The following is a 3270-nucleotide window of genomic DNA, read 5'->3' on the forward strand; positions in this document are numbered from 1 at the left end:
ATGCCTGGCAGTTCCCTACTCTCGCATGGGGAGACCCCACACTACCATCGGCGCTACGGCGTTTCACTTCTGAGTTCGGCATGGGGTCAGGTGGGACCACCGCGCTACAGCCGCCAGGCAAATTCTGTTATTAACCCGCTTTTCGCCGGTTAATTTAATCTGTAATCAAGCTGAATCTTGTGTCTGTCTTTCGCCAAAACATCTTCGGCGTTGTAAGGTTAAGCCTCACGGTTCATTAGTATCGGTTAGCTCAATGTATCGCTACACTTACACACCCGACCTATCAACGTCGTAGTCTTCAACGTTCCTTCAGGAGACTTATAGTCTCAGGGAGAACTCATCTCGGGGCAAGTTTCGTGCTTAGATGCTTTCAGCACTTATCTCTTCCGCATTTAGCTACCGGGCAATGCCATTGGCATGACAACCCGAACACCAGTGATGCGTCCACTCCGGTCCTCTCGTACTAGGAGCAGCCCCCCTCAATTCTCCAGCGCCCACGGCAGATAGGGACCGAACTGTCTCACGACGTTCTAAACCCAGCTCGCGTACCACTTTAAATGGCGAACAGCCATACCCTTGGGACCTACTTCAGCCCCAGGATGTGATGAGCCGACATCGAGGTGCCAAACACCGCCGTCGATATGAACTCTTGGGCGGTATCAGCCTGTTATCCCCGGAGTACCTTTTATCCGTTGAGCGATGGCCCTTCCATTCAGAACCACCGGATCACTAAGACCTGCTTTCGCACCTGCTCGAGCCGTCACTCTCGCAGTCAAGCTAGCTTATGCCTTTGCACTAACCTCCTGATGTCCGACCAGGATTAGCTAACCTTCGTGCTCCTCCGTTACTCTTTAGGAGGAGACCGCCCCAGTCAAACTACCCACCAGACACTGTCCGCAACCCGGATTACGGGTCTACGTTAGAACACCAGCCATTAAAGGGTGGTATTTCAAGGATGGCTCCATGCAGACTGGCGTCCACACTTCAAAGCCTCCCACCTATCCTACACATCAAGGACCAGTGTTCAGTGTCAAGCTATAGTAAAGGTTCACGGGGTCTTTCCGTCTTGCCGCGGGTACACTGCATCTTCACAGCGAGTTCAATTTCACTGAGTCTCGGGTGGAGACAGCCTGGCCATCATTACGCCATTCGTGCAGGTCGGAACTTACCCGACAAGGAATTTCGCTACCTTAGGACCGTTATAGTTACGGCCGCCGTTTACCGGGGCTTCGATCAAGAGCTTCTCCTTACGGATAACCCCATCAATTAACCTTCCGGCACCGGGCAGGCGTCACACCGTATACGTCCACTTTCGTGTTTGCACAGTGCTGTGTTTTTAATAAACAGTTGCAGCCAGCTGGTATCTTCGACTGATTTCAGCTCCATGGGTAAACCACTTCACCTACATATCAGCGTGCCTTCTCCCGAAGTTACGGCACCATTTTGCCTAGTTCCTTCACCCGAGTTCTCTCAAGCGCCTTGGTATTCTCTACCTGACCACCTGTGTCGGTTTGGGGTACGATTTCGTGTTACCTGATGCTTAGAGGCTTTTCCTGGAAGCAGGGCATTTGTTACTTCAGCACCGTAGTGCCTCGTCATCACACCTCAGCGTTAATAAACGACCGGATTTACCTGGTCATTCCGCCTACATGCTTAAACCGGGACAACCGTCGCCCGGCTAACATAGCCTTCTCCGTCCCCCCTTCGCAGTAACACCAAGTACAGGAATATTAACCTGTTTCCCATCGACTACGCCTTTCGGCCTCGCCTTAGGGGTCGACTCACCCTGCCCCGATTAACGTTGGACAGGAACCCTTGGTCTTCCGGCGTGCGGGTTTTTCACCCGCATTATCGTTACTTATGTCAGCATTCGCACTTCTGATACCTCCAGCATGCCTCACAGCACACCTTCAACGGCTTACAGAACGCTCCCCTACCCAACAACACATAGTGTCGCTGCCGCAGCTTCGGTGCATGGTTTAGCCCCGTTACATCTTCCGCGCAGGCCGACTCGACCAGTGAGCTATTACGCTTTCTTTAAATGATGGCTGCTTCTAAGCCAACATCCTGGCTGTCTGTGCCTTCCCACATCGTTTCCCACTTAACCATGACTTTGGGACCTTAGCTGGCGGTCTGGGTTGTTTCCCTCTTCACGACGGACGTTAGCACCCGCCGTGTGTCTCCCGTGATAACATTCTTCGGTATTCGCAGTTTGCATCGGGTTGGTAAGTCGGGATGACCCCCTAGCCGAAACAGTGCTCTACCCCCGAAGATGAGTTCACGAGGCGCTACCTAAATAGCTTTCGGGGAGAACCAGCTATCTCCCGGTTTGATTGGCCTTTCACCCCCAGCCACAAGTCATCCGCTAATTTTTCAACATTAGTCGGTTCGGTCCTCCAGTTAGTGTTACCCAACCTTCAACCTGCCCATGGCTAGATCACCGGGTTTCGGGTCTATACCCTGCAACTTAACGCCCAGTTAAGACTCGGTTTCCCTTCGGCTCCCCTATTCGGTTAACCTTGCTACAGAATATAAGTCGCTGACCCATTATACAAAAGGTACGCAGTCACCTGACGAATCAGGCTCCCACTGCTTGTACGTACACGGTTTCAGGTTCTTTTTCACTCCCCTCGCCGGGGTTCTTTTCGCCTTTCCCTCACGGTACTGGTTCACTATCGGTCAGTCAGGAGTATTTAGCCTTGGAGGATGGTCCCCCCATATTCAGACAGGATACCACGTGTCCCGCCCTACTCTTCGAGTTCACAGCACATGCGATTTTGTGTACGGGGCTATCACCCTGTATCGCCGGACTTTCCAGACCGTTCCACTACCACACATGCTGATTCAGACTCTGGGCTGCTCCCCGTTCGCTCGCCGCTACTGGGGGAATCTCGGTTGATTTCTTTTCCTCGGGGTACTTAGATGTTTCAGTTCCCCCGGTTCGCTTCATTACGCTATGTATTCACGTAATGATAGTGTGACGAATCACACTGGGTTTCCCCATTCGGAAATCGCCGGTTATAACGGTTCATATCACCTTACCGACGCTTATCGCAGATTAGCACGTCCTTCATCGCCTCTGACTGCCAGGGCATCCACCGTGTACGCTTAGTCGCTTAACCTCACAACCCGAAGATGTTTCTTTCGATTCATCATCGACCTGCAAAAATTTGAGAGACTCGAACACACCATTTTTCATTTCTTATTACGGAGAAATGAAACAGTGTGTCGTTTCAATTTTCAGCTTGATCCAGATTTTTAAAGAGCAAA

General features: G+C 51.7%; 2 rRNA genes. Both read right to left on the reverse strand.

The features are described 5' to 3' along the window. Positions 1–2: 2 nt before the first annotated feature. A 5S ribosomal RNA gene (gene rrf / locus BZK41_RS26705) occupies positions 3–118 on the reverse strand. Between the two features lie 96 nt (positions 119–214). Continuing rightward, a 23S ribosomal RNA gene (locus BZK41_RS26710) occupies positions 215–3122 on the reverse strand. Between the last annotated feature and the right edge of the window lie 148 nt (positions 3123–3270).

The sequence above is a fragment of the Citrobacter sp. A316 genome (genome assembly GCF_002042945.1).
In the GTDB taxonomy this organism is placed as follows: domain Bacteria; phylum Pseudomonadota; class Gammaproteobacteria; order Enterobacterales; family Enterobacteriaceae; genus Citrobacter; species Citrobacter portucalensis.